Origin of the sequence: Kingella sp. (in: b-proteobacteria) (assembly GCF_030527935.1) — a bacterium.
Taxonomy (GTDB): Bacteria; Pseudomonadota; Gammaproteobacteria; order Burkholderiales; family Neisseriaceae; genus Kingella_B.
The window spans coordinates 22397-45600 of record NZ_JAUMZV010000020.1 but is presented as its reverse complement, the minus strand read 5'-3'; the positions used below and the strand labels follow the sequence as shown (position 1 = coordinate 45600).

29 protein-coding genes, 1 tRNA gene and 1 pseudogene are annotated in these 23204 nt (G+C 54.2%); 11 read left to right on the top strand and 20 right to left on the bottom strand.

The genetic code is table 11. From position 1 onward, the window contains the following. Positions 1-260 precede the first annotated feature (260 nt). From Q4A85_RS07865 to Q4A85_RS07835, 7 genes and pseudogenes are all read right to left on the bottom strand, one after another. The gene (locus Q4A85_RS07865) at positions 261-866 is read right to left on the bottom strand and encodes a phosphatidylserine decarboxylase (RefSeq protein WP_303109202.1); all 606 of its coding nucleotides are present in this window, start codon (positions 864-866) and stop codon (positions 261-263) included. 96 nt (positions 867-962) lie between these two features. Continuing rightward, positions 963-1448 (bottom strand): hypothetical protein, encoded by a 486-nt coding sequence (locus tag Q4A85_RS07860; RefSeq protein WP_303109201.1) that lies wholly within the window; start codon positions 1446-1448, stop codon positions 963-965. Further along, positions 1411-1890, bottom strand: a complete 480-nt coding sequence (locus tag Q4A85_RS07855; protein WP_303109200.1) for a hypothetical protein — start codon at positions 1888-1890, stop codon at positions 1411-1413. Before Q4A85_RS07855 ends, Q4A85_RS07860 begins: the two co-directional genes overlap by 38 nt. A gap of 34 nt (positions 1891-1924) precedes the next feature. Continuing rightward, positions 1925-3157: pseudogene (locus Q4A85_RS07850) on the bottom strand (DUF711 family protein). A 117-nt stretch (positions 3158-3274) separates the two neighbouring features. Beyond that, entirely contained in the window at positions 3275-3928 is a 654-nt protein-coding gene (locus tag Q4A85_RS07845; protein WP_303109198.1) for an IS1595 family transposase, read from the bottom strand. 124 nt (positions 3929-4052) lie between these two features. After that, on the bottom strand, positions 4053-6884 hold the full coding sequence (locus Q4A85_RS07840; RefSeq protein ID WP_303109197.1) for a valine--tRNA ligase: 2832 nt from the start codon (positions 6882-6884) through the stop codon (positions 4053-4055). A gap of 94 nt (positions 6885-6978) precedes the next feature. Next, on the bottom strand, positions 6979-7116 hold the full coding sequence (locus tag Q4A85_RS07835) for a hypothetical protein (protein ID WP_303109196.1): 138 nt from the start codon (positions 7114-7116) through the stop codon (positions 6979-6981). A gap of 255 nt (positions 7117-7371) precedes the next feature. Here Q4A85_RS07835 and Q4A85_RS07830 point away from each other — a divergent pair, with 255 nt between their 5' ends. The 6 genes from Q4A85_RS07830 to Q4A85_RS07805 all read left to right on the top strand — a co-directional run bounded on the left by Q4A85_RS07830 (position 7372) and on the right by Q4A85_RS07805 (position 11591). Beyond that, a complete protein-coding gene (locus tag Q4A85_RS07830; RefSeq protein ID WP_303109194.1) occupies positions 7372-8019 on the top strand; it encodes a GNAT family N-acetyltransferase in 648 nt (215 codons plus the stop codon). A gap of 233 nt (positions 8020-8252) precedes the next feature. Then, entirely contained in the window at positions 8253-8453 is a 201-nt protein-coding gene (locus Q4A85_RS07825) for a hypothetical protein (protein ID WP_303109192.1), read from the top strand. An 89-nt stretch (positions 8454-8542) separates the two neighbouring features. Continuing rightward, complete coding sequence (locus Q4A85_RS07820) at positions 8543-9151, top strand: TIGR00730 family Rossman fold protein (RefSeq protein WP_303109190.1); 609 nt, start codon at positions 8543-8545, stop codon at positions 9149-9151. 31 nt (positions 9152-9182) lie between these two features. After that, positions 9183-9398 carry a hypothetical protein gene (locus Q4A85_RS07815; protein WP_303109189.1) on the top strand — a complete coding sequence of 72 codons (216 nt, stop codon included), beginning with the start codon at positions 9183-9185 and terminating at the stop codon, positions 9396-9398. Between the two features lie 233 nt (positions 9399-9631). Beyond that, positions 9632-11047 (top strand): sodium:alanine symporter family protein, encoded by a 1416-nt coding sequence (locus Q4A85_RS07810; protein WP_303109188.1) that lies wholly within the window; start codon positions 9632-9634, stop codon positions 11045-11047. A gap of 295 nt (positions 11048-11342) precedes the next feature. Next, complete coding sequence (locus Q4A85_RS07805; protein WP_303109187.1) at positions 11343-11591, top strand: hypothetical protein; 249 nt, start codon at positions 11343-11345, stop codon at positions 11589-11591. A 27-nt stretch (positions 11592-11618) separates the two neighbouring features. Here the strand turns inward: Q4A85_RS07805 and murU are convergent, their stop codons facing one another. From murU to Q4A85_RS07785, 4 genes are all read right to left on the bottom strand, one after another. Further along, the gene (gene murU, locus Q4A85_RS07800; RefSeq protein WP_303109185.1) at positions 11619-12326 is read right to left on the bottom strand and encodes an N-acetylmuramate alpha-1-phosphate uridylyltransferase MurU; all 708 of its coding nucleotides are present in this window, start codon (positions 12324-12326) and stop codon (positions 11619-11621) included. A 137-nt stretch (positions 12327-12463) separates the two neighbouring features. Further along, complete coding sequence (gene accC / locus Q4A85_RS07795) at positions 12464-13831, bottom strand: acetyl-CoA carboxylase biotin carboxylase subunit (protein WP_303109183.1); 1368 nt, start codon at positions 13829-13831, stop codon at positions 12464-12466. A gap of 335 nt (positions 13832-14166) precedes the next feature. Next, positions 14167-14631, bottom strand: coding sequence for an acetyl-CoA carboxylase biotin carboxyl carrier protein (gene accB / locus Q4A85_RS07790; protein ID WP_303109181.1), 465 nt, complete (start codon positions 14629-14631; stop codon positions 14167-14169). Positions 14632-14921: 290 nt separating this feature from the next. Beyond that, on the bottom strand, positions 14922-15281 hold the full coding sequence (locus Q4A85_RS07785) for a hypothetical protein (protein WP_303109179.1): 360 nt from the start codon (positions 15279-15281) through the stop codon (positions 14922-14924). A gap of 470 nt (positions 15282-15751) precedes the next feature. Between Q4A85_RS07785 and guaA the strand changes: the two genes are divergently transcribed. Further along, entirely contained in the window at positions 15752-17314 is a 1563-nt protein-coding gene (guaA, locus tag Q4A85_RS07780) for a glutamine-hydrolyzing GMP synthase (protein WP_303109177.1), read from the top strand. 146 nt (positions 17315-17460) lie between these two features. Here the strand turns inward: guaA and yidD are convergent, their stop codons facing one another. Both yidD and Q4A85_RS07770 read right to left on the bottom strand, forming a co-directional pair. Continuing rightward, complete coding sequence (gene yidD / locus Q4A85_RS07775; protein WP_303109175.1) at positions 17461-17961, bottom strand: membrane protein insertion efficiency factor YidD; 501 nt, start codon at positions 17959-17961, stop codon at positions 17461-17463. Positions 17962-18032: 71 nt separating this feature from the next. Next, a complete protein-coding gene (locus tag Q4A85_RS07770; RefSeq protein WP_303109173.1) occupies positions 18033-18539 on the bottom strand; it encodes a universal stress protein in 507 nt (168 codons plus the stop codon). Between the two features lie 94 nt (positions 18540-18633). Between Q4A85_RS07770 and Q4A85_RS07765 the strand changes: the two genes are divergently transcribed. Then, a complete protein-coding gene (locus tag Q4A85_RS07765; protein WP_303109171.1) occupies positions 18634-19395 on the top strand; it encodes a tRNA threonylcarbamoyladenosine dehydratase in 762 nt (253 codons plus the stop codon). 28 nt (positions 19396-19423) lie between these two features. On the opposite strand, the gene Q4A85_RS07760 is transcribed toward Q4A85_RS07765, so the two are convergent. Genes Q4A85_RS07760 through Q4A85_RS07745 form a run of 4 tightly spaced genes read right to left on the bottom strand, consistent with a single transcriptional unit; the run spans position 19424 to position 20739 of the window. After that, entirely contained in the window at positions 19424-19624 is a 201-nt protein-coding gene (locus Q4A85_RS07760; protein WP_303109169.1) for a hypothetical protein, read from the bottom strand. After that, positions 19621-20313, bottom strand: coding sequence for an epoxyqueuosine reductase QueH (locus Q4A85_RS07755; protein ID WP_303109167.1), 693 nt, complete (start codon positions 20311-20313; stop codon positions 19621-19623). The genes Q4A85_RS07760 and Q4A85_RS07755 overlap by 4 nt, the downstream gene beginning before the upstream one ends. A 1-nt stretch (position 20314) precedes the next feature. Continuing rightward, positions 20315-20536, bottom strand: a complete 222-nt coding sequence (locus tag Q4A85_RS07750; protein ID WP_303109165.1) for a zinc-finger domain-containing protein — start codon at positions 20534-20536, stop codon at positions 20315-20317. After that, the gene (locus Q4A85_RS07745; RefSeq protein WP_303109163.1) at positions 20533-20739 is read right to left on the bottom strand and encodes a hypothetical protein; all 207 of its coding nucleotides are present in this window, start codon (positions 20737-20739) and stop codon (positions 20533-20535) included. Before Q4A85_RS07745 ends, Q4A85_RS07750 begins: the two co-directional genes overlap by 4 nt. Positions 20740-20830: 91 nt before the next feature. On the opposite strand from Q4A85_RS07745, the gene rpsU reads away from it, so the two are divergent. From rpsU to Q4A85_RS07730, 3 genes are all read left to right on the top strand, one after another. After that, entirely contained in the window at positions 20831-21043 is a 213-nt protein-coding gene (gene rpsU, locus Q4A85_RS07740; protein WP_303109161.1) for a 30S ribosomal protein S21, read from the top strand. Between the two features lie 119 nt (positions 21044-21162). Next, positions 21163-21606: a GatB/YqeY domain-containing protein gene (locus tag Q4A85_RS07735; protein ID WP_303109160.1), complete on the top strand. Its 444-nt coding sequence runs from the start codon at positions 21163-21165 to the stop codon at positions 21604-21606. A gap of 107 nt (positions 21607-21713) precedes the next feature. After that, positions 21714-21836, top strand: coding sequence for a hypothetical protein (locus Q4A85_RS07730; protein WP_303109158.1), 123 nt, complete (start codon positions 21714-21716; stop codon positions 21834-21836). Positions 21837-21915: 79 nt separating this feature from the next. On the opposite strand, the gene Q4A85_RS07725 is transcribed toward Q4A85_RS07730, so the two are convergent. From Q4A85_RS07725 to rimI, 3 genes are all read right to left on the bottom strand, one after another. Further along, a tRNA-Asn gene (locus tag Q4A85_RS07725) sits at positions 21916-21988 on the bottom strand. Between the two features lie 42 nt (positions 21989-22030). Then, complete coding sequence (locus Q4A85_RS07720; protein ID WP_303109156.1) at positions 22031-22777, bottom strand: uracil-DNA glycosylase family protein; 747 nt, start codon at positions 22775-22777, stop codon at positions 22031-22033. After that, positions 22771-23196, bottom strand: coding sequence for a ribosomal protein S18-alanine N-acetyltransferase (gene rimI, locus Q4A85_RS07715; RefSeq protein WP_303109155.1), 426 nt, complete (start codon positions 23194-23196; stop codon positions 22771-22773). The genes Q4A85_RS07720 and rimI overlap by 7 nt, the downstream gene beginning before the upstream one ends. Positions 23197-23204: the final 8 nt, after the last annotated feature.

The following is a 23204-nucleotide window of genomic DNA, read 5'->3' as shown; positions in this document are numbered from 1 at the left end:
GCTTTTTGCCTTGTATCCACGCTTTTATGCCATAAAATCTACCTATGCAAATAGTGAATACAGGTTCTAAGAAATGTCGTTATTCCCGCGTAGTTTGTAGGTCGGGCATTGATGCCCGACAAATGCCGAACTCTTTGCCTTATGCGCCACAAATAAAAACGTCGGGCATCAATGCCCGACCTACTTAGGTTTGCAAAGATTTCAGGCTGTTTAATCATGCAACCATTTGGCGGCGAGCCGTCGCCGTTCCATTTTAGATTTCAGGCTGCCTTTACCGTGCCATCGGGCAGTTGCGCCAAAATCGTGCTGCTGGCTTTGATGCTGTCGCCAATCGCCACGGCGGGCACGCTGCCCAGCGGCAAATACACATCAATGCGCCCGCCAAAACGCGCAAAGCCAATGCGTTCGCCGCGCACAAGGCTGCCCGTTTGCGCGTAGCAATCGCCATAATTTTGCACCATGGTAACGGTTTGCCCCGCGCTGGTGAGCAGCTGAAAGATGTGGCGTTTGCCGTTTTTTTGTACCACCACGCTGCCGCGTATCGGGCTACGGATGGCGTAGGCGCGGAAAAAACGGGTGCGGATGCTGATTTTGAGCGCATTTTGCTCGGTGTGCGGATTGTGTGCGTTTTCCACCAAAATCACGCGTCCATCGGCGGGCGAAAGCAGCGCGTTGGCATCCATCGGGATATTGCGCACACGGTCGCGAAACAGATGCGCACTCGCCAGCGTGGCAAGCAGCAGCCACAGCGCGAGTTTGGGGCTGTTGCTGGCGCAGGAAAAGGCAATCAGCGTGAGCGCGGCAAGTGTGGCGATGATGCGCCAGCCCTCGCGGGCAACGATGGGATGGGGATAGAAGCGATTCATTTTCAGGCTGCCTTTATTTGTTTGATGGGAAAGGGGATTTTAGGTGGCTTGCGGGGCGGTGTAAATGGTTTCAGGCTGCCTGAAATGTTTTGTGTATTAAGGGTGTTTTTTATTACCCGTGCCAGCGCAGTTTTCAAAGAAGGTGACAACCTGTCCTGAAATCGGGGGAAACCGTTCCTTCCCGCTGCAAATCACTGATCCATCGCCTTCAAATATTTGACCGATGCAGTTTTCAGTCGGGTAAAACCCTGTTTCACTGGGTACGGGTGCGGTTGCCACAAACAGGTCGGTGGAGCAGACGTATTGCTCGTCTGCGTAGAAATTGCAGTATATGGCGGCGCGGATGCTTTCGTCTGGCCGGTATTCTTGTGTGATGCGGATGCAGCGGGCGAGGTCTTGGCAGATGAGGTCTTCTATTGCCTGCCAGTTGGGAGAAGCGGGTATGGTACGTCCTTTTGTTTGTGATTGCGGAGGAGTGGATGCGCGGGCGGCGGTTTCAGGCTGCCTTTGGGTAAGACGGGTGTTGGATTTGAGAATCCGATACCTACGGCTGCTGTTTTGTCGTGTTGCCGATAAAGTCATCCAACGCCGCTTGGCAGATTGGATTGCATTGCGGACGCAGTTTGGCCAGTTGCGTTAAAAGGGCGGTTTGCTCTCCTGCGGTCAGCGTGCGCTCGTTTTCGGCGGTAATGCTGTTGTAACGCGGCGTTCCCTGTATATCAAGGCTGCGGCGGCGGAGATAGCGGTGTTCCCTGCCTGCCGCATCGCTTACGGTCAGTTCTACGCTGCTGCCGTCCAAAAGAATATCGTGGGATACAACGGCAACGGGTAAATCGGCAATGTTCACAGTGTTTCCTTGATGAGATATGGCGCAGGCGGCTAGAAAATGGGCGGACAGGATAACGATAAGACGGCGGAACATGATGATTGGCTGTACCGATATTGTGGCAAAGGGAATAAACGTAGGGTAGGCATTTATGCCCACGCGGTTTTTCAGGCAGCCTGAAAGGAAGTGCGTGGGCAACAAGTGCCCACCCTACGCTTGCTGCCTGCATGGTTTAAGGCACAGCCAGCACGGCGCAGTTGCACAAATCGTCGCTTTCAAACGGCGTGATATCGCCTGCACCCAAGCCGGGCACGGGGAAGAGCCGTACGGTGAGCGGTTTGTTCAGGCGGAAGGCCATCGTGCTGGTGTCGCGTATGATGGCGGCGATTTTTTCCGCATCGGTATCGCCCGGAATGGGCACGGTGTCCAGCCCGATGCCGCACACGCTGCTGTACGTCAGCAGGGCGCGGATGTCGAATTGCGCGGCGCGGGTGGCGGCGGCCAACCCTTCGTCTTCGGTCACCGCCAGCATCAGGCCGGAGAAGCCTTGCAACTGTACGTTTTCCTGCGCTTTAAACACGCGCGTGAGCAGGGCGGACGCTTCCACCGTGCCGCTTGCGCCGAAATACGGCACGCCGAGCAGTCGGTAAAGTTCCGCTATGGAGGTGCAGTTTTTCGACGGCGCGGCGGACGTGTCCATGCCGATGTATGTCCAGCCTTCTGCCAGCGGCGTGGCGGTGATGATGCCTTGCACGCGGTCGATATGGTATTGCAGCGCGTTTTTCATGGCCGTGAAAGCAGCCTGCATCTGCGCGGCATGGGGTGCAGGCTGCTTTTCCAACCCGCGCAGGGCGGCGGCGAGTAAATCGGGCGTTTCCAAGCCGAACACAATGGCGTTGCCGCGTTCGCCGCGGTGATAACCGGCAGGGACATAAGGGATATAAGAGGCGCAGTTGAAATTCACGGTGAAATTGAAATTGCCTTCGCCGCGCGGGGTGATGCGGGCGATTTCCTGCACCACGGCAACGGACTTTCGGATTAAATCGTTGTCCAGAAACCCATTTTCGTCTATGGGAACATTCACGCAGGCATTGCACAAATCGCCGTATTCGGCAATCAGCCCGGGCAGCAGGGCGATTTCGGCATCGGTGCGTGCTTCGCCCACGGCAAAGCGTATCCGCAGGCCGTTTTGGTTCAGCTAGTTCAAAATGCGGCGGATTTCGACCAATCCCTGCGCGGCGGCGTGCAGGCTGCCCGTGTCCAAATATTCGCCGAAAGGATTGCTGACGATGCGGACGGACTGCACTGTGTAGCCCTGTGCCTGGCAGGCGGCGGCAAGCGTGTCGCATTGGGCTTTGGCTTCGGCAAGAATGCCGTGCCATTGCGCCGTGTCGCGCGGCAGGACAGTGAAGACGGTGATGGCGCGGACGCGGCAGAGTTCGGTGGATTGCAGGTTCGGTGTCATAAGTGTCTCCTTGTGGTGTGTGATGAAACAGGGGTGGCGGGCGCGGACGGCCTTTGGCATTTCCAGGCAGCCTGCAAGCATCAATTGTATTCTTTTTGGGGCTGTACTAGATTAGCCCTAAATTCCACACCAAACCCGCAAGATTTTTAGCTGCTGGGACGGTGTGCCGAAGTTAAACCGAAATTCACATTCTTTCAAGAACAGTGGGAAAGATTTGCGATCGATTCCGTTGTATTTGCGCAAGACGCGTTTTGCCTGATTCCAAAAATTCTCAATGCCGTTGATGTGGTTCTGGCGGTCGGCAAATTCCTTGGAATGGTTGATGCGGTGATGGATAAAACCGCTTACGTCCAGCTTGTCATAGCTGCTCAGACTATCAGTATAAACAATACTGTCCGGCATGATTTTCTGTTTGATAACAGGCATTAGAGTATCGGACTTGGCATTATCTACGACAACGGTATAGACCCGTCCGTTGCGTTTCAGAATGCCGAAGACAACCACTTTTCCTGCCGCACCGCGACCGAGTCTGCCCTTGCGGTGTCCGCCGAAATAGCTTTCGTCCAACTCGACAGAGCCCTCGAAAACCTCATCGGCAGCAAAGGCCAGATAATGGCTGATGACCATACGGATTTTGCGGTAGAACAGAATAGCGGAGTTGGGCTGAATGCCCAAAATATCGGCAGCAGAACGGGCGGTAACTTGGAGTACAAAAAATTCAAGCAGTTTCTTTTGAACTCTATTGCTTAATTTACAATTGGTTATCTGCATTTTCGTATGCCTAGCATAACTGCTAATCTACGTCAGCCCCATAGATAAATAGGCAAATAGGCAAAAAGCAGCCTGCACTTCCGTTTTCAGGGTGCAGGCTGCTTTTTTCAGCGCTCAACCGGCTTTATTGCAGCTTCGCCAATGCGCTTTGCACTTTCGCCATCTTCTCTTCCAACTCCGCCAGTTCAGCCTTGTCTTTTTCCACCAGATGCGCGGGGGCTTTGCCCACATAGCCGGGTTTGCCCAATTTGGCGTTAAGTTTGTCCAAGGCTTTTTGCAGTTTCTCGGCTTCTTTGCTCAAACGGGCGGTTTCGGCGGCTTTGTCGATTTCCACTTTCAGCATCAGGCGCGCGCCGTTGCAAACGGCGACGGGCGCGTCTTCATTTTCAGGTAGCCTGTCCACCGTTTTGGCTTCGGTCAGGCGCGTGAGGGCGGGCAGGTATTTCAGCAGTGCTTCGGGCACGCTGCCTTCCACAAACAGCGGCGCTTTCACGTTGGGGGCGATGCCCATTTCGCCGCGCAGGTTGCGCACGGCGCCCACCAGGTCTTGCAGTTGCGCCATTTGGTCAAAAGCAGCCTGCACGATTTTTTCCGGGTCGGCTTCGGGATAGGCGGCCAACATGATGCTGTCGGCGGTTTTGGCGTTGGCCAGCGGGGCGACGGCCTGCCACAACTCTTCGGTGATGAACGGGATAATCGGGTGCAGCAGGCGCAGGGCGGCTTCCAGCACGCGGACCAGGGTGCGGCGCGTGGTGCGCTGGGTGGTGGGGCAGCCGGTTTGGATTTGCACTTTGGCCAATTCGATATACCAGTCGCAATAGTCGTTCCACACGAATTCGTACAGCGTTTGTGCGGCCAGGTCGAAGCGGTAGGTTTCAAATGCTTCGGCGGCGGCGGCTTCGGTTTGTTGCAGGCGGCCGATAATCCATTGGTCGGCGAAGGTGTAGGCCAGCGGCTGGGTTTCGTCTTGGCCGCAGTCTTGGTTTTCGGTGTTCATCAGCACAAAATTGGTGGCGTTCCAGATTTTGTTGCAGAAGTTGCGGTAGCCTTCGGCGCGTTTGAAGTCGAAGTTCACGCTGCGGCCGAGGCTGGCGTAGCTCGCCATGGTGAAGCGCAAGGCGTCCGTGCCCATGCCGGGGATGCCTTCGGGGAAGAGTTTGCGTGTGGCTTCTTCCACTTTCGGCGCGGTTTCGGGTTTGCGCAGGCCGGTGGTGCGTTTTACCAGCAGTTTGTCCAGGCCGATGCCGTCAATCAAATCGACGGGGTCGATGACGTTGCCTTCGGATTTGGACATTTTTTTGCCTTCGTGGTCGCGCACGATGCCGTGGATATACACGTCTTTAAACGGTACTTTGCCGGTGAAGTGGGTGGTCATCATAATCATGCGGGCGACCCAGAAGAAGATGATTTCGTAGCCGGTAACCAGCACGCTGGACGGGATAAACGCTTTCATGGCTTTGGTGTCGGGTTCGCCGTCTTTCCAGCCCAATGTGGAGAACGGTACGAGCGCGGAGGAGAACCAGGTGTCCAACACGTCTTCGTCGCGCGTTAAGTGCAGGCTGCCTGCAAGTTTCTGCGCTTCGGCTTCGCTGCGGGCGACGTAGATTTTGCCGTTTTCGTCGTACCACGCGGGGATTTGGTGCCCCCACCATAGTTGGCGCGAGATGCACCAGTCTTGGATGTTGTTCATCCATTGGTTATACGTATTGACCCAGTTTTCGGGGATGAAGCGCACCGCGCCGCTGTCCACGGCGTGTTTGGCTTTCTGCGCCAGGCTCATGCCTTTGAATTCGGATTCGGGTTCGCCACCTTGGGGCGCGGCGTTCATGGCGACAAACCATTGGTTGGTCAGCATCGGCTCAATCACGGAACCGGTGCGGTCGCCTTTCGGCGTCATCAGTTTGTGCGGCTCGGTTTTCACCAGCAGGCCGGCCGCGTCCAAATCAGCCACGATTTGTTTGCGCGCTTCAAAGCGGTCCAGCCCCGCGTATTTTTCAGGCAGCCTGCACACCTGCGTGGGCGTGCCGCGATAATCGCAGGCCTGCGCTTCGGCAAGGATTTTCGCATCCAAACCCAATACGCTGATGAGTTCGGTGTTGTGGCGTTTGCCGACTTCGTAGTCGTTAAAATCGTGCGCGGGCGTGATTTTCACGCAGCCTGAACCGAAGTCTTTTTCCACATATTCGTCCGCAATCACGGGAATGGTGCGGCCTGTGAGCGGCAGGGTTAATTGCTTGCCGATTAAATGCGTGTAGCGTTCGTCTTCGGGATGGACGGCCACGGCCACGTCGCCCAACAATGTTTCGGGGCGTGTGGTCGCCACCACGACCGCTTCGGCGGGATTGTCCGCCAGCGGATAGCGGATGTGCCACATCGAGCCTTCCGTTTCCACGTTTTCCACTTCCAAATCGGAAACGGCCGTGCCCAAAACGGGGTCCCAGTTCACCAGCCGTTTGCCGCGGTAAATCAAGTCTTGGTGATAGAGCTTCACAAACACGGCGGTAACGGCTTCGGCGCGCGTGTCGTCCATGGTGAAATATTCGCGCGACCAGTCGGCGGAACAGCCCACGCGGCGCATCTGCTGCGTAATCGTGCCGCCGGAGACTTCTTTCCATTCCCACACTTTTTCCAAAAACTTCTCGCGCCCCAAGTCATGACGGGATAAGCCCTGTGCGGCGAGCTGGCGTTCCACCACAATCTGCGTGGCGATGCCGGCGTGGTCGGTGCCGGGAATCCAGCAGGTGTTGCGCCCTTTCATGCGGTAATAGCGCGCCAGGCCGTCCATAATGGTTTGGTTGAAGGCATGGCCCATGTGCAGCGTGCCAGTTACATTGGGCGGCGGAAGCTGGATAGAAAAGGCTTCGGCGCGGGCAAAATCGGCGGCGAAGTAGCCTTGGTTTTCCCAGTTTTGATAGTGTTTGGATTCGATTTCGGCGGGGGAGTATTTGTTGAGCATGATGTTTTGAATGGCTGTGATGAAAAGGGTGAGATTATAACAAAAGCAGCCTGAAAACCGTGGATTGGTTTTCAGGCTGCGTACGGCGGTGGGATTATTGCGCCGCAGGAGTTTCGGCTGCGGGCGCGTTTACCACGGGGGTGCTTTCAGCGGCTTGGTCTTTTGAACCAAAAGAAGAGCAAGCAGACAACGCAATGGCGGCGAAAACGGCGAGCAATGCAGATTTTTTCATAATATAAACTCCTGTATGTATTGAAAAAAAAACAGCACAACCGAAGTTGCGCTGCGGGGCATTATGACGGAGTAATTTAATTTCGTGGCGCGGTTTTACGTTTTTTTACGGGCAAAATGGGCAAAAATTTTGATGTGAAATCAAAGGGAAAGTGGTATGGTTAGCAGGATTGGGCAGCCTGAAAAGGTTAAATTGGGTTGCGCGGCGGGCAACATGATTTAACAATAGGCAGCCTGAAAACCATAAGGAGCGATGATGCAAAATTATTTTAAACAAGCCGATACCATTTCCGATAACCCCGCGCCGTTTGAATCACTCGCGTTTCTGCGCCAATTTCTTGCACCCGTTACCCTAGCTGCCAACCAAGTGCGCCTAGACCCGCTTGCCTTGCAACACGAAGCGGGGCTGCGCCAAGCGGTGCAGGATGGCGAGCTGTGGAAGCTGCTGTTTGCCAGCGCGCCCGCGCCCGACCAAGTGGCGCAGTATATTCAGGCTGCCTTAAACACGCGCATGGCGTTTGCGGTGGTGGATGAAACCACGGGCGAAATCGTGGGCACAACCGCGTTTTACCAGCCCGATGCCGACATCCGCCGCGTGTATATTGGCTACACTTGGTATCGCCAATCAGCATGGCGCACGCGCATCAACAGCACTTGCAAATATTTGCTGCTCGCGCACGCCTTTGAAACGCTGGATTGCCGCGTGGTGTGCTGGCAAACGGATATGCTGAACACGCGCTCGCAGGCGGCGATTGAACGCTTGGGCGCGAAAAAAGACGGCGTGCTGCGCTGCGATAAAGTCCGCAAAGACGGCACGCTGCGCGATACGGTGGCATACAGTATGCTGCGCGAAGAATGGGCGGCGGCGAAACAGGCGTTGGCGGAGAAGTTGGCAATAGAGTAGGGGCAGCCTGAAAATGGAAAGGCAGCCTGAAAACGCACTTTGCCCCATTTCAGGCTGCCTATGTCGTACAACTCAAATAATAGTAATCCAAAATAAAAATGGCACAGGTAGGGTGTATGGCTTTGCCACGCACCGTTAAGCATCGTTAAACGGTGCGTGAGCAAGCTCACACACCCTACATACTGATTGAATTAGATATTTCTTGATTTGTTCCACTATAAACGGAGTAAAAAATGTCATCCCAAAGCCAAAAAGCCGCGCAAACCATCCACCAAGTGAAGCACGATTTAACCGCCGAGCAGCGCGTGCAAGGCTGGCAGCAGGCGCGGGCGCAGCAGGGGTTGAGCGGCGAATTTGCCGTGTCTGCCAAGCTGGGCGAGCAGGCGGTTACCGATGAGCAGGTAAAATGGATTGCGGATATGTATGGGCGGTAGGGCGTTTTCAGGCTGCCTAATCCGCAGCAGTTAGGCAGCCTGAAACCGCAAAACGCGCTACAATGCGCCCTTTTTTTATGCACAAGATTATGACCAGCCCTTTGCCCCCAATCGCCCAAGAATGGCAAATCGCCGATGCGCGTTTGCCCGATGTTTGCCCCGCCATCAGCATTTTTGGCAGCGCGCGCCTGCCCACGACTGCGCCCGAATACGCGCTGGCGGAGCGCGTGGCGCGGCGGCTGTCGGATGCGGGGTTTGCGGTGCTGTCGGGCGGCGGTCCGAGCATTATGGAAGCGGCAAACAAGGGCGCGCACGCAGGCAAAAGCGCGGCGGTGGGGCTGAATATCGCACTGCCACACGAGCAGCGCGCCAATCCGTATCAAGATTTATCGCTGCAATTTCAATATTTTGCTTCGCGCAAATCAGCGTTTGTGCGCTATTCGCAAGCGTTTATCGTGTTTGCAGGCGGCTTGGGCACGCTGGACGAGCTGTTTGACACGCTGGCGCAAATGCAAACGCGCAAGGTGGCGGCGAAGCCGATTATTTTGGTGGGACGCGCTTTTTGGCAGGGCTTGCTGGATTGGCTGAACGCGCAGTTGGCTGCGCGTGGCTTAATCCGCGCGGAAGATTTGGATTTGCTGACGCTGCTGGATGATGAAGATGAGATTGTGGCAATGGTGTTGGCGCGGGTGGGGTGATGCAGCCTGAAAACAAAACCGTTTGGTGGTGATGCCAAACGGTTTTTGTTGGGTGGATGGGGTTTCAGGCTGCTTCAATCATGTGCGCAGCCTGAAACAGAACATGGCGTATCGCCGCCATACCCACTCTTTACGTTGCTGTGGCGCAAGCATTTCAGGCTGTCTTTGGGCATTGCAAAGGCAGCCTGAAAAGCACAAACAGTTTTTCAGGCTGCCACAAATGGCGCGGCGGCTCGCCGCCAAATAGCACATCGTAGGGTGGGCAACTTGTTGCCCACCCTACCACCCACATCCAAGGCAGCCTGAAAACTAATCTGTTCAACAAAAAAATGTTTGACAGAACACCAAACGTCTTTACTTTTTCAGGCTGCCTTCCCCCATCCTACACACCCCACCCCCATCCCCCTGTAACTCAATTTCAAATCCCCCGCCGTTTCGGGTATCATCCGCCCCTTTTTTACCAAACAAACAATTCTTAACATGGAAGCATCATTATCAAACATCATCGGCGCAATCAACACCGCGCTGTGGAGCTATTTGCTGATTTACGCGCTCATCGGCATTGGGCTGTTTTTCACCGTTTACTTGGGTGCGCCGCAAATTACCAAGTTTGGCGCGGCGTTTAAATCGGTGTTCGGCGGCTTGTTTGCCAAAAAGGAAAAAAACGCGCAATCGCTGTCGCAATTTCAAGCCTTGGCGGTGGCGATTTCGGCGCAAATCGGCACAGGCAACGTGGCGGGCGTGGCAACGGCGATTGTGTCGGGCGGGCCGGGCGCGATTTTTTGGATGTGGGTGTCCGCCTTTTTGGGCATGGGCACAATTTTTGCCGAAGCCGTTTTGGCGCAAAAATACCGCGTCATCAGCCACGGCAAATACATTGGCGGCCCCGCGTTTTACATCACGCACGGTTTGACCAAAAAAATCGGGCGCGGCAAGGCGCGGTTTTTGTCGGGCTTTTTTTCCATCGCGCTGATTATCGCGCTGGGTTTTATCGGCAACGCCACGCAGGCGAACTCCATTGCGGGCGCAATCCATCTGGCGTTTGGGCTGCCTGAAATCGCCGTAGGCTTGGTGCTGGCGGCGGCAGCGGGGGCGATTTTTATCGGCGGCATCAACCGCATCGCCAATTTTGCCCAGATTGTTGTGCCGTTTATGGCGGTGATTTACATCCTGTGCGCGATTTTTATCCTATTCCAATATGCCGACCACGCCATCGCCATGATGAGCCATATTTTTCAGGCTGCTTTTAACCCGCAAGCGGTGCTGGGCGGCGCGGCAGGCATCGGCATGAAAGAAGCGGTGCGCTATGGCGTGGCGCGGGGCTTGTTTTCCAACGAAGCGGGCATGGGCTCAACGCCACACGCGCACGCCACGGCAGATGTGGCGCATCCCGCGCTGCAAGGTATGGCGGCGTTTGTGGGCGTGTTTATTGACACCATTTTGGTGTGCACGGCAACGGCGTTAATCATCTTGCTCACCGAAGCCAACACGCTAGGCTTAAACGGCGCGGCGGTTACGCAACAGGCGTTTAGCATGGCATTTGGCGGCTGGGGCGCGGGGCTGCTGGCGGTGTGCCTGACCTTTTTTGCCTTTACCACGATTATCGGCTGGTATTATTTTGGTGAATCCAATGTGCGATTTTTGTTTAAGGGCAAGTTTTTAAACGGCTATCGCGCGCTGGTGCTGCTGGCGATTGTGCTGGGCACGCTGGGCAAGGTGGATTTGGTGTGGGCTCTGTCGGATATGTTTAACGGCTTTATGGTGATTCCTAACTTGATTGCGCTGTTTTTGCTGCGCGGCGAGATTAAGGCGGTGTACGATGATTATTTGGCGAAAATCCGCGCGGGCAAGGCGGTGGCTTATGATTATGAAGTGCATGAGTACCATGATAAGTAGCGCAGCGGCAGCCTGAAAAAGCAAAAGCATAGGCAGCCTGAAATCTTTGCAAAACCTAAGAACCTGTATTCACTATTTCCATAGCCATCTTTTATGCCCTAAAAACGTGGCTGCCGCGTTAAAAATGCTCGCAAGGTGTCCAACCTTACTGCGCTTTTTGCCTTGTATCCGCGCTTTTATTTCATAAAATCTGCCTATGGAAATAGTGAATACAGGTTCTAAAACGAAACAAGAAATGGTCAATTCTCCGTCATTCCCGCGTAGGCGGGAATCTTGGTGAAATTTTTGCAATGGTTTGTTTTTACATGAGTTCCTTAATATCAAACAAGATTCCCACCTACGCGGGAATGACGGCATTTCTTACTTTCAGGCTGCTGTTAGTGTTTTGCAAAGGTTTCAGCCTGAAAAGGGCGGGCGCAAGAAAAACCGTGCGGGTTGGATGGCACGGTTTTTTGTTTGGGGGCGATATGGGGCGGGATGGCGTTTCAGGCTGCCTGATTATAGGGATGGCTCAGGCAGCCTGAAAAACAGTTTGGCGTTTTAGCTACGCTGAACTTCGTTTCAGGCTGCCTTAATTTATCTCAAACTGTTGGCGCACAATATTATCCGCTTCGGCTAAACGCTCGGGTGTGCCCACATCCAGCCACAAGCCTGTGTGCAGGCAGCCTGAAACTTGGTTGCGCTGCATGGCTTGGCGCAGCAGCGGGGCGAGTTTGGCGGACTGGCGCGGCGGCGTGTGGCGAAACAGCTCAGGCAGATACACGCCCGCGCCGCTGAATGTGGTGGCTGTGCCGATGGCTGCGCTGGCGTGGACTGCGCCATGCTCGTCCAGCCCAAAATCGCCGTTGGGATGATGCGACGGGTTGGGCACAAGCCACAAATGGGCAAGTTTGCCACTTTGCGGCAGCGCATCGGCGATGCGGATGGCAGCCTGAAAATCAATATCGGTGAGCACATCGCCGTTAATCACCAGAAACGGCGCATCGCCCAGCAAGGGCAGGGCGGTGGCGATGCCGCCTGCGGTTTCCAAGCCTTTGCCGCCTTCGGGCGAATAGGCGATGTGCACGCCGTATGCTGCGCCATCGCCCAGCGTGGCTTCAATTTGCGCACCCAGCCATGCGTGGTTGATGACGATTTGGCGGATGCCTGCGGCGCGCAGACGGCGCAAGTGCCAACCAATCAGCGGCTCGCCACCTGCGAGCAACAACGGCTTGGGGGTGTGGTCGGTGAGCGGGCGCATTCGTTCGCCGCGCCCTGCGGCAAGTATCATGGCTTTCATAGTGTTTCCAATGGGTTAGAGGGTTTCAGGCTGCCTATTATCACGCAGCCCAACACAAAGGCAGCCCGAAAACGGATAAACAGGTTTAGCCAAGCTCAAACCATTTTCCATTTTCAGGCTGCCTATTTATCTCAAACTTACTTCTCGCTGCGCATACCCGCTTTGCGCTCTTCCAACCAATGCTCCAAATAATGAATGCTCACGCCGCCTTGCGCAAAGCCCTTGTCGTTAAACAGCTCGCGGTGTAAAGGCGCGTTGGTTTTGATGCCATCCACCGCCAGCTCCGCCATCGCCACGCGCATTTTTGCCATCGCTTGCGCGCGGTCTTTGCCATGCACGCAAATTTTGCCAATCAGGCTGTCGTAGTTCGGCGGAATGCGGTAGCCCTGATAAATATGGCTGTCCACGCGGATGCCAAAGCCACCGGGTAAATGGCAGCTTTCAATCACCCCAGGGCTGGGGATAAAGGTGTACGGGTCTTCCGCGTTGATGCGGCATTCAAACGCATGGCCTTCAATCGCAATGTCTTTTTGTTTGTATTGCAAGGGCAAGCCCGCCGCCACGCGCAGTTGTTCCTGCACAATGTCCACGCCCGTAATCAGCTCGGTTACAGGATGCTCCACTTGCACGCGCGTGTTCATCTCAATAAAGAAAAACTCGCCGTCTTCATACAAAAACTCAAACGTGCCCGCGCCGCGATAGCCAATGCGTTTACACGCTGCCACACACGCTTCGCCAATTTTCTTGCGCTCCGCAGGCGTGATAAACGGCGCAGGGGCTTCTTCAATAATCTTTTGATGACGACGCTGCATGGAGCAATCGCGCTCGCCCAAATAAATCGCATTGCCGTGTTCATCCGCCAACACTTGCACTTCCACATGGCGCGGACGCTGCAAAAAGCGTTCCATATACACCATCGGGTTGCCAAACGCCGCTTCCGCTTCGGCGCGGGTCATTTCTACCGCTTTGAGCAAATCTTCTTTCTTTTCCACCACGCGCATACCGCGCCCGCCGCCGCCGCCCGATGCCTTGATAATCACAGGGAAGCCCACCTTATCCGCCGTGTTCAAAATCTCGCTGGGCACGCCCGACAACGCCCCATCCGACCCTGGTACGCAAGGCACGCCCGCTTCAATCATCGCCTTTTTGGCGGAAACTTTGTCGCCCATCAGGCGAATTGTGTCGGCGCGCGGGCCAATAAACACAAAGCCCGAATTTTCCACTTGCTCGGCAAAATTGGCGTTTTCCGCCAAAAAACCATAGCCGGGGTGAACCGCATCCGCGCCCGTAACTTCCGCCGCAGCGATGATGGATGGAATGTGCAAATAGCTTTGCGGGCTGGGCGCAGGCCCAATGCACACGCTTTCGTCTGCCAGCTTAACGTGCAAGCTGTCTTTATCGGCTTCCGAATGCACGGCAACGGTGGCGATGCCCATTTCGCGGCAGGCGCGTAACACACGCAAAGCAATTTCGCCACGGTTGGCGATGAGAACTTTTTTTAGCATAATTTTTCCCAGCAATTTTAAGTTTCAGGCAGCCTGAAAAGCTAATCCATCCATTTGGCGATAACATCTTTCCATTGTGTTCAATCTGTTGGGGTGTTTCATTCGGCAAACCGTTTAAATTCCGCCATTAACAGTAATATTTGAAATCGCCGCGTTGTTCCCAATTCGCGTTTCCAAAATTAACGGCTTTTCGGGTTGCCATCGTCTTCGGGTGTCGTTGCAATCTTGTTCAACCAAGATGCGCATATCGTGCGGCTGTGCGGAAAGATAGGAAAAGGGATGGTTATCGCAAGAATTGGATTGGTCAAACTGGGTTTCAGGCAGCCTGAAACGTATTATTCAATAATAAACAAAGGCTCGCCAAATTCCACAGGCTGCCCATTTTCCACCAAAATCTCTTTTACCACGCCCGATTTTTCCGCTTCAATTTCGTTCATCAGCTTCATCGCTTCAATGATGCACAGCGTGTCGCCCGCTTTCACCGTTTGCCCCACTTCCACAAACGCAGGCGTAGAAGGGCTGGCGGCGCGGTAGAACGTGCCCACCATCGGCGATTTTTGCGCGTTGGATAAATCGCGCACGGCAGGAGCAGGGGCAGCAGGTGCGGCGGGCGCAGCCGATGGGGCAGGCGCGGCTGGGGCAGCCTGAACAGGCGCAGCGGGCGCGTAAACCGTTTGCACCGCAGGCGCAGCCACGCTGCGGGTGATGCGAACTTTCTCTTCGCCTTCGGTTACTTCAATTTCGGCAATACCTGATTCTTCAACCAAATCAATCAGTTTTTTAAGTTTGCGTAAATCCATTTTGGCAATTCCTATCCAATAAAAAAGTGGTTTCAGGCAGCCTGAAACGCGGTTTTCAATAAAATTTGGTGCGATTAACACGCCATTGGGCGCAACGCAAAAAGAGTAATTTTGGCGAAATTAGGCGCAAAAGTCTAGCGAAATATCGGCAAAATGCAGCAAAATGCGCTTTTTGTTTGATGGGCAAAACGCTGATGATTGATTTGCTAGATTTTTTATTCTATGCCTTGGCGGGTCGCAAAAAAACCGAGCGAAAATCACTCGGTTTTTAAATGGATGGAACGGCTAAATTAAGCGTCCAAGTGGTGTTCTGTGTCAATTAAAGCGCGGCGAGCCAAAGCCAAGTTAGATTTAGAACGATCCAACACGGTGTAAAGGAACAAGCCTTCGTGTTTAGCCAATGGGCGCAACAGGTGGTATTGTTTGCCCAAAGTAATCAAGATGTCTTCAATGCTGTCTTTCAAGCCAAGCATTTGCATGGTTTTCATTTTGGCACGCATCACTTCGGTGTTACCCGCAGCAGCGATTTCCAAGTCAATGCCAGAAGTGCCGTTACCAGCCAACAGCATACCGCTGGCAAAATCCACAACGGCAGCAGCCAACGCGCCATCAACATTCAACAATTCTGATACTGCACCTTCATAGTTCATAATAAAACTCCGTGAAATTTAAATAAAATTTATACCGCACATGAAATAGCGGTTTAACCAAAATAAACAAAGGCATACTTTATATACTACCTATTCGTTACCAGGTTCCCACTAGCCAGTACAAATTTGATTTGCTGGTTTGTTTTGCTGCCTAGAAACTCGGGTGGAATTATAAAACCAGTGTTTTATTTAGTAAAGGTAAAATAGGGCGCGGTTTGGGGATTATTTCAATTTAAATAATGAGATATTTTGGCATTTTGTGGCGGGATAAGCGGGGTGCGGTGGATGTTATTTTTAATTTTTGTTAAAAAATAATTGGTTATGATTTGCATGGTGGATGGATTTTGAGGGGTGTTGTGATAGATAAGCCCTGAATTTTAATCGGCTATGTTAAAATATGTTTTGTTTTTAGCCTTTATTGTGTTGCCAATCGCGCCACATTTCTTTTTTTCTTTACAAGATTAAACATTATGACCCAAGACAAAATTCTGATTTTAGATTTCGGCTCGCAAGTAACCCAGCTTATCGCTCGCCGCGTGCGCGAGGCGCATGTTTACTGCGAATTGCACCCTTATGATATGCCACTTGCTGATATTAAAGCGTTCAATCCAAAGGGGATTATTTTATCGGGCGGGCCCAATTCGGTGTACGACTCGGATTATCAGGCGGACACGATGCTGTTTGATTTGGGCGTGCCTGTGCTGGGGATTTGCTATGGTATGCAGTTTATGGCGCATCATTTGGGCGGCGAGGTGCAGGCGGGCAATCGGCGCGAGTTTGGCTACGCGCAGGTGCGCACGGAAGACGGCGATTTAACGCGCGGCATTGAAGACGCGCCCCATACGCTTGATGTGTGGATGAGCCACGGCGATAAGGTTTTCAGGCTGCCTGAAAACTTCCGCATCACGGGGCATACGCCGTCTTGCCCGATTGCGATGATGGAAAACAGCGCGAAACGTTTTTACGGCATTCAATTTCACCCCGAAGTTACCCACACCAAGCAGGGCAGCGCGTTAATCCGCCGTTTTGTGTTGGATATTTGCGCGGCGCAGCCAAGCTGGACGATGCCGAATTATATTGACGAAGCAGTGGCGAAAATCCGCGCGCAAGTGGGCAGCGATGAAGTGATTTTGGGCTTGTCGGGCGGGGTGGATAGCTCGGTGGCGGCGGCGTTGATTCATCGGGCGATTGGCGACCAATTAACCTGCGTGTTTGTTGACCACGGCTTGCTGCGCTTGGACGAGGGTAAGAATGTGATGCAGATGTTCGCGCAAAATTTGGGCGTGAAGGTGGTGCACGTGGACGCGAGTGAGCAGTTTATGGCGAAGCTGGCGGGCGTTACCGACCCCGAGCAAAAACGCAAAATCATCGGCGCGGAATTTGTTGAAGTGTTTGATGCGGAAGAGAAAAAGCTCACGCAGGCGAAATGGCTGGCGCAGGGGACGATTTACCCTGATGTAATTGAAAGCGCGGGGGCGAAAACGAAAAAGGCTCATGCGATTAAGTCGCATCACAATGTGGGCGGGCTGCCTGAAAACATGAAATTGAAGCTGCTTGAACCGTTGCGCGATTTGTTTAAAGACGAAGTGCGCGAGTTGGGCGTGGCGTTGGGCTTGCCGCGCGAAATGGTGTATCGCCACCCGTTCCCCGGCCCGGGCTTGGGCGTGCGGATTTTGGGCGAAGTGAAGCGCGAATATGCGGATTTGCTGCGCCAAGCGGACGCGATTTTTATTGAAGAATTGCGCAATACGACCGATGAGAGCGGCAAGTCGTGGTATGACTTGACCAGCCAAGCGTTTGCGGTGTTTTTGCCTGTGAAGTCGGTGGGCGTGATGGGCGATGGGCGCACTTATGATTATGTGGTGGCGTTGCGCGCGGTGATAACCAGCGATTTTATGACGGCGCATTGGGCGGAGCTGCCGTATGCGCTGCTGGGGCGCGTGTCTAATCGGATTATCAACGAAGTGCGTGGGATTAACCGCGTGGTGTATGACGTGAGCGGCAAGCCGCCTGCTACGATTGAGTGGGAGTGAGCGGCTGTTGTTGTGTGCATCAATCGGCAGTCTGAAAATGGAATGGGCGTTTTTGCTTTGCCGATGCGTGTGAACTCGTTTTCAGGCTGCCTTTGGTGTGTGCAATAGGCAGCCTGAAAAATAAAAAATGCCGTCCAACAACATCGCTACCGCAAATTCGGCATCTGCATCGGTCTTCGTTTCGGCTCGCGCTCTTCATCCTTGCGTCCGCAATCTGCCACATCGCAAACATCGCACGCATCGCAGGGGCAAGCATCGGCGCAATCGCACCCATCGGGCAGATTCAAATCGCAGGCATCGGGCGCGCCCAAGTCGCACGAATCGCAGCCGCCCACATCCAAGCAGCCCGCATCGCATGGCACGCAATCGCCGCGCTGGTAATACGCCATGCCGTTTACGCGATTAACAGGCGGGGCGGGCGGCTGGGCTGGGGCGCAGTAATGCGTGTAGGCATAGCGGCAATGCGCCAAACGCAAGCGCAGCAAGCGGCAGCCTGAAAAAACGCCATACCGCCGAATCAAGCGATAGCCCACGCCCGAGCAGCCGCAACCGCCATACACCAAGCGATAGGCGCAGCTAAACCCTTTTCGCGGCGACACATAGCGTTGATACAAACGAATGGCGAATAAAGCCAGATAGCGCAGCATAATAAACCCCCTTATACAAAGGCAGCCTGAAACGTGCTTTATCCGTTTTCAGGCTGCCTATTGATACCATTTTACATCGCCGAAGACGAAAACTCTTCGCGCTCGTCTGTGGTCTCATCTTCGCTGTGCGTGCTGCGAATCACCAGCAAAGGCAAATGGCTTTGGCGCATCACCGTTTCCGCAAAGCTGCCCATCAGCAAATGCATCAAACCTGTGCGGCCGTGTGTGCCAATCACAATCAAATCCGCGCCGTGGCTGTCGGCATAATCCACCAAGCCTTGCGCCATTTCCTTCGCGCCTTTGGACGACACCAACAAATGCGCTTGCACATCCGCCACGCCCGCTGTTTTTGCCGCGTCTTGCGCTTCGGCTAACACTTCATTGCCGCCCGCAACCGCCGCCGCTTCATAGCTATCGTGTTGCAAAAATTCAGGCGCAAGCGTCATGTATTCGCTCGGATTCGCCACCGTAACCAGCGTTAAACGCGCATCGCCCGCCACCGCAAGGCTAGATGCGTGTTGCAACGCATTCAAAGAAGTTCTACTGCCATCAACAGCCACCACGATATGTTTGTACATAACACACTCCTTATAAAATGGGTTTACGAGAAAGGTACTGCACACTACGCATACAGTATAATCTAAATCAGCAAAATTTTCTTGGAAACGCAACATGGAAACACACATTAACCGCCGTTTTGGCGGCATCGCACGGCTTTACGGCGAACACGGATTGCGCGCCCTGCAACAAGCGCACGTTTGCGTGGTGGGCGTGGGCGGCGTAGGCTCTTGGGCGGTGGAAGCCCTTGCCCGCAGCGGCATCGGCAAGCTCACGCTGATTGATTTGGACAACATCGCCGAATCCAACGTAAACCGCCAAATCCACGCGCTCACGCCCGATTTTGGCAAAGCCAAAGTAACCGCCCTGCGCGAACGCATCGTCCAGATTAACCCCGATTGCCAAGTAGTTGAAATTGAAGATTTTGTGGACGAGAGCAACCTTGCCGAGCTTTTCAGGCTGCCGTTTGATTTTGTGATAGACGCGATTGACCAAGTGCGCATCAAAACCGCGATGGCAGCGCATTTTGTGCGCCACAAACAGCCGTTTATCATCAGCGGCGGCGCAGGCGGGCAACGCAACCCCGCGCTGATTGCCACCGCCGATTTAAGCCAAACCACGCACGACCCCTTGCTCTCCAACCTGCGCTACACGCTGCGCAAAAAATACGGTTTCCCGCGCCAAGGCAAAATGCGCGTGCCCTGCGTGTATTCGCGCGAACAAATCACGCCGCCGCAAATCGCCCAAGCCTGCGATGCGCCGCAAGGCTTATCCTGCGCGGGCTACGGCGCGAGTATGCTGGTAACCGCGAGCTTTGGCTTGCATTGCGCCACCGTGGCGATTGGGCATATTGTGCGGCGCGGGAGTAGGTTTTAGGCTGCGCAGAAATTCGCATTACGCGTTTTCAGGCTGCCTTAATGCTTACGGTTGTAAACACAGGCAGCCTGAAAAACAATCCACGCGCGTATTCTTGTTTACAAGAACATGATATGGATTGGGCGCGATGCAAAAATTTCAGGCTGCCCATGTTACCCATAGGCAGCCTGAAAACGAGCAAAGAGAGTTTCAACGAAGTTAAAACCATCTCAACACAACCAACGTTCAACGCCCTTCATTGGCATCGTTGGCATCATCATCGCCGTAATACTTTACGCCAATCTTAATCGGCTCGCGCCCTTTTTCGCGCCGCCAAGCGTTGGTGTCGCGCAGCGAATAAACGCAGCCGCAGTATTCCTGTTGATAAAAATGCTCGCGCTTGCTGATTTCTATCATGCGCGATGAGCCGCCGCCTTTGCGCCAGTTGTAATCCCAGTAAACCATATCGGGATAATGCGCGGCGGCGCGGTGTCCGCAATCGTTGATTTGCGCCATGTTTTTCCAGCGCGAGATGCCCAAGCTGCTGCTAATCACTTTGAAGCCGTGTTCATGCGCATACAGCGCGGTGCGTTCAAATCGCATATCAAAACACATGGTGCAGCGGATGCCGCGTTCGGGCTCGTATTCCATGCCTTTGGCGCGTTCAAACCAGTTGTCCATGTCGTAATCCGCATCAATAAACGGCACGCCGTGTTGCTCGGCAAAGCGGATGTTTTCGTTTTTGCGGATTTCGTATTCTTTGAGCGGATGGATGTTGGGGTTGTAGAAATAAATGGTGTAGTCAATGCCACTGGCGAGCAGGGCTTCCATCACTTCGCCCGAGCAAGGGGCGCAGCACGAATGCAGCAACAGCTTGTCTGCGCCATTGGGCAGCACGAGCTTGGGGCGGTCTATGGCGGTTACGCGGGGGCTGTTCATGTTAATGCCCGCCTGCCAGAACAGGGGCGTGGTGGTAGGGCAACTCGCCATCAAGTTGATACACCGTGCCACAGTAGGGGCATTCTATGCTGCTGTTGGCTTGGATGGGCAGGAAAACGCGCGGATGCCCGTTCCATGCGTGTTGCGTGGTGGCTGAACCATCGCAATGCAGCGGCAAATCTTGCGGGGTGATGTGAATGGTTGGCGTGGTGGCGTGGGTCATTTTTGTGTGCCTTGTGTGGGTTTTTGAAAGACGCGCATTGTAGCGCAAAACCCGTTTTCAGGCTGCCGAAACATTGACAAAAAGCCGCCGCGCTGCGATAATCGCGCCCAGTTTTGATTTGATACGCCGTTGTTTAAACGGCTTAATTTTTTGCGGTATGCGCCCAACGCGCTGCCGATTGAGTTTGGAGGTGATGTTTGCATCATCAGGGCGCAGTATCTCGCCCTTTCAGGCAGTCTGAAAAACCTTGGATACGATATTTTGATTTAAACCCATTTTTAAGGATGAAAAACAATGACTTCTATTAAAGTAAAAGAAAACGAACCCTTTGAAGTTGCGATGCGTCGCTTTAAACGCGCGATTGAAAAAACAGGTCTTTTGACCGAATTGCGCGCGCGCGAAGCCTACGAAAAACCGACTACCGAGCGCAAACGTAAAAAAGCCGCAGCCGCTAAACGCTTGCAAAAACGCCTGCGCAGCCAACAATTGCCACCTAAATTGTACTGATTTGCGCCAAGCGCATTAGGCATCCTGAAAACATAAAACAGGGTTGCTATGCGCCATCCATTTAATCAACACCGCAAGCGTTTGAGTTTGCGGTGTTTTTGTTTACAAGGAGCAACACAATGACTTTAAAAGCAAAATTAACTGAAGACATGAAAGCCGCCATGAAAGCCAAAGACAGCGCAACGTTGTCCACCATCCGCTTGGTGAACGCGGCGATTAAGCAGTTTGAAGTGGACGAGCGCGCCGAAGCAGACGATGCCAAAGTGCAAGCCATCATCGGCAAAATGATTAAGCAGCGCAAAGACAGCGCGAAAATCTACGCTGATGCGGGTCGCGCCGATTTGGTGGACAAGGAAAACACAGAAATCGTGGTGCTGCAAGGCTATTTGCCCGAGATGCTGTCGGCAGAAGCGATTGCGGCGGAAGTGGCAAAAGCAGTTGCTGAAACAGGCGCAAGCAGCATGGCGGATATGGGCAAGGCGATGGGGCTGCTGAAAACGCGCTTGACGGGCAAGGCGGATATGGGCGAAGTGAACAAGGCGTTGAAAGCGGCGTTGTCGTAAGCGGGGTTTTAACTTCGTTGAAACTCGCTTTGCTCGTTTTCAGGCTGCCTATATGGTTTACTAAAAGGCAGCCTGAAAATGTGTTTTTAAATATGGAAGGAATGATGATGAAGAAACTTTTGGTTTTGACTTTGGCAACTTTGATGCTGGCGGCTTGTGCGGGCACGGACGGTGCAGGCAATACGCAAGCCTATGGCGAGATTAAAGGCGGCGTGGAAACGGTGAAATAGGCGTTTCAGGCTGCCTAAACCGTTAGCCCAATCATCCAAACAGCAAAAAGCCAAGTTCCGAAAAACTTGGCTTTTTTAGCTCCCCGAGCTGGGCTCGAACCAGCGACCTGCGGATTAACAGTCCGTCGCTCTACCGACTGAGCTATCGGGGAATGAAGTGGCGCATTATGCGGATGTTTGGCTGCCTTGTCAAATCATTTTAGCGCGGCTTGGAGTTTTTGCAGGGTTTCCCATGCGCTGCGTTTGAGCTGGGGATTGCTGGCAAGGCGCATGGGGTGGGGGATGTGGTAACGCGCGGCGGCGGGGGCGATGGCGTTGAGTGCGGTTTGGACTTCGGGGCGGTGGAAGAAGTCGCCGAGCAGGAGCATGGCTTGGGCTTGGGTTTGCTGCCATTCTTGGGCGATGCTGGGGGCGGCGGCGGTGATGGTTTGCGCGTCGGGGCGTGGGTTGAAGTCGGGGCTGTTTTTGAGCCATGTGCTGAAATGGGCTTGCTCGGGTGGGAGTGCGATGGCCTGGAGCATTTTGTGCAGCATTTCGCCGTCTGCGCCGCTGAATAGTTTGCCTGCGGCGATGTCGTCCACGGATGGGCAGACGCTTAATATCAGGAGTTTGGCGGGGCGGATGGTGGGACTGTGCAGCGGGGTGGTTTGTGGGGTGGGAATGGGTTGGGGTGTTGGGGTGGCAGGGGGATGGCTGGGGGCGCGTTGGCGGATTTTGGCTAGGGCGTTGCCTTGGGTGGCGGGGCTGGTGTGGCGGGGTTGGGTTGGCTGGGGTGTGTTGTGGGATGGGGTTGCGCTGGGGTGGGCGGGGGTTGTTTTAACTCCGTTGAAGCCTTCGGCTTTCAGGCTGCCTTGGGTGGGGCGGATTTGGGCGTGTTGGTTGAGCCACATTGCGCCCAGTCCTAGGGCTTGGTGTAGGTGGATATAGCGGCTGTTTAGCATGATTTCTCCATGATGATGGCATCTTCGTTGCCGTAGTAGTTTTTGCGGGTGGCGATAGGGGCGAATTGGTGTTTGCGGTAAAGGGCTTGGGCGATGTGGTTGCTGGCGCGAACTTCTAGGATGATGCGGGCGTGGTGTTGCTGGGCGGTGGCGATGAGTGCTTGCATGAGCTGGCTGGCGATGCCTTGTTGGCGGTGGCTGGGGGCGGTGGCGATAAGGTGGAGTTCTATTTCGTTTGGGATGTGTTGCCATGCGATGTAGCCGATGATGTGTTGGTGTTGTTCGGCGATGAGCAGGGTGTGGATGGGGGGGCGGTGGGCAGCCTGAAATTGGTTGGCTGTCCACGGATGGGGGTTGGTTTGGGCATCTAGGGCGACTAAGGCGGGGATGTCGGCGGGGGTGGCGGGGCGGATGTGCATGGGTGGTT